Source organism: Pseudocitrobacter sp. CD920760, assembly GCF_057782505.1.
In genome coordinates, this window is the sequence record NZ_JBWXSY010000007.1 from 1 (window position 1) to 2,929 (window position 2,929).

Below are 2,929 nucleotides of genomic sequence, written 5' to 3' on the forward strand. Positions count from 1 at the left end.
AAAACAACAAGAAGAAAATTTAAAAATTCTTCGCTCAAAATATGCTTAAAACCGTCCTCGCCGGACGGGCCAAATCCCTTAAAAAATAGAAAAAAATTCTATTTTCTAAGGGATTTTTTTATTCTCATTTTCTCCACATTTGAGATATTGACATTAATTTCAACCCGGTTATATCTATATTATCTTTTGTTGTTTCTACCCCGATTTTGGGGTGGAACAACAAGGCATTATGAAGGGTAAGTTTTTTATTACCCGAAATTATGCCACCCCCAACCGGGGGTCATTGTTTGAATTTTGAAGCAACGCGAAAAATTTAAATAATGGGGGGATGGTTTGGGTTTTACGGTATTTCAAATTTGAGCAAAGCGAATTTTTGAAATTTCCGGATTTTGATGTTAACAATGGTAAAAACAATAATGAGGTGAAATATGGAAAAAGAAAAAGTTATTATTAACGGCGAAGAAACAGAAATTTATACAATTGAAGATTTTAGCATTTTTAATGATGTCTTAAAAAAAGAAAATAATGAAAGACGAGAAAGAAGCAAGATAATTATTGATAAATATCAAGAGCTTACAAAAGATGGTTTTTTCGTTTTAGACACAGAAACAACAGATCTACAAGGTGAAGTCGTTAGCTTTTCATTAATTGACGAAAAAAATAATATATTGATTAATGAATTATGCAAACCAACTGTGCAGAAAATCTCTAAAAAAGCAGAATCAATTCATAATATTTCAAACGAAATGATTAAAAATAGTAGAAATATAATTTCTATATATGAAGATTTTTTAAAAATAATAAATAGCGAAGAAAATAAAAACAAACAAATATTTATATATAATGAAGATTTTGATTTATCAACAATATATAGATCTCTAAATTTTGCGAAATATAAATATAAAGAAAATAATGATTTTGACAATGTAGAGTTTAGATCTCATTGCGTAATGAAAGATTTCGCTTTTCTCTATGGTGATTTTAATGAGTACTTTGGAGGGTATCAGTGGAAAACTCTTGAATATGCAGCGAATTATTTTAATATTGAAACTTCTAATTTAGAATTACATAACTCTGCTATTGATTGTTATTTAACATTGAAAGTTATAGAAAATATGAGAGATTTCAAACCTGAATTTTTTGAAATAATAGAAGAGTAAAAAATGGGTAATTCAAAAAGAAATATAAAAAAACTAAACGAAGATTTTAGAGAGAGTATTTTAGATTATGCGATATCGCACAATCTAAAATGCGCCCCTGGCCTTATTGCATTATATGCAACAGGATGTAGACCTGACGAAATCGAAACCGGTATAAGAGTAAATTTTGATAGTAAAAATAATAAGTTAAGATTTAAAATTGTTGGTTCTAAACTTAATTATCAGCAAAAAAGAGGAATTAGAATTAGAGAAGTTACAGTAAAAGTCACAGAAAAAAATCTTCAATATTACAAACCTATTATTGATATTTTTGAAAAAAACCCTGGTGCTTATGATTTAAAAGTTAAAACTGAAAGTGCAAAAGCGTTTTCCGGATACATTACAAAAATAAGTAAAAAACTATGGCCCCGAAAAAAACATCATGTTTCTGCATATAGTTTTAGACATGCAAAAGCAACAGAATTAAAAAACTCAGGAAAATTTGATACAGAAGAAATAGCAAAAATCATGGGCCATGCCTCGATCAGATCACAACAAAGCTACGGTAGAAAGAACAAAAAAAGCAAAGGTGGATTTGACGACATTACAGATGTTGAAACAAGCTCCAAGCCCCGTGGGGGCGATAGATTGCTTCGTTTCAAGATTGCCAGTAAACAGCAGACAGCCGCAAAAATCGCGGCTATTTCCACCCCTCCAGATGTAGCAAGTCCACCTCCCGTCCGTCGATTAAAACGCTGAAAAGCTGTCAGGCTTCGCCTGATGGCTTTGAAGGGTTGGCCCGTCCGGCCAGGACGGTTTTTATAGCAAAATCCTCCATATTGCGAAGCAGGGCCCCGGAATCGGGGTAACTGGGATGGTTTTCCAGATGGTTTTTGGTTTTCTATTGCGAAGCCCAGTTATCACAATGCCGATAAAAATTTTACTCAGAGCTAAGCAAAGCCTCTTAGATCTTATATTTCTTATATTCTTATATGTCTCGTAACCCGCATAAACACTGGATGTCTAGTCTCTATAGAGAAAAAAAATTCTCTCAGGAGAGAAAAAATTCTCTCTACAGTGACTAAATGTCTCGATATTGTGACTTTTTGTCTCATTTTTTTTGTAAAAAATGAGAATAAATCCAATGTGTTTTCTTGACTAGTCTCAAAAATCTGTTAAAAAATGAGAAGAAGAGTCTCACCGAGTGAGAATTTTTTCGGTTATTTTTTAAACAGAGAGGGTTTGTATATGACAAAGAAAAACAATGTAGAAATTTTACACAAAGAAAAAACTAATATTGAAAACGATAGTGAGATCGAACATAAAAAGAACCCGTTTGTTTTCAATATGTCTATTGATACTAAAAAGAAAAAACTAACTGTTGATCGGGGTTCAGAAGTAGAAACAGAAGAGGGGGTTTTCACAACAACAATATCACAAATTCAAGAAGTTGATAGGGAAGAATTTTTAAAAATTTTTACAGGACAAATCAAATTCTATTTTGATTTGTCTCAAACCGGATTTAAATTGTTTTTCATAATTATGGGTTTGTATCAAAAACAGATAGGCGGTGACGAAATTTATTTAAATTTCGAAACAGCAAAAGAAGAAGCTGAAAAATACGAGTCAGCAATTTCAAAAGCTGTCTACTATAGAGGTTTAAAAGAATTATTAGAAAAGAAAATGATCGCAAAATCTGTAAAAAGATACATTTTTTATATTAACCCGGCGATCATTTTCAATGGCGATCGTGCAAGATTTGTTAAAGAAATTAAAATTAAAGAAGAAGA

Annotated in this window: 3 protein-coding genes; all 3 read left to right on the plus strand. The window is 31.3% G+C overall.

What is annotated here, in order from left to right; all coding sequences use genetic code 11:
• The first annotated feature begins 428 nt into the window (after positions 1 to 428).
• Positions 429 to 1,160: a 3'-5' exonuclease gene (locus AC1MKH_RS25980; protein ID WP_327622033.1), complete on the plus strand. Its 732-nt coding sequence runs from the start codon at positions 429 to 431 to the stop codon at positions 1,158 to 1,160.
• 3 nt (positions 1,161 to 1,163) lie between these two features.
• Positions 1,164 to 1,898 carry a site-specific integrase gene (locus AC1MKH_RS25985; protein ID WP_411305440.1) on the plus strand — a complete coding sequence of 245 codons (735 nt, stop codon included), beginning with the start codon at positions 1,164 to 1,166 and terminating at the stop codon, positions 1,896 to 1,898.
• A 489-nt stretch (positions 1,899 to 2,387) separates the two neighbouring features.
• Positions 2,388 to 2,929, plus strand: a 542-nt coding sequence (locus tag AC1MKH_RS25990; protein WP_488452279.1) for a hypothetical protein, incomplete at its 3' end; no start/stop codon positions are given.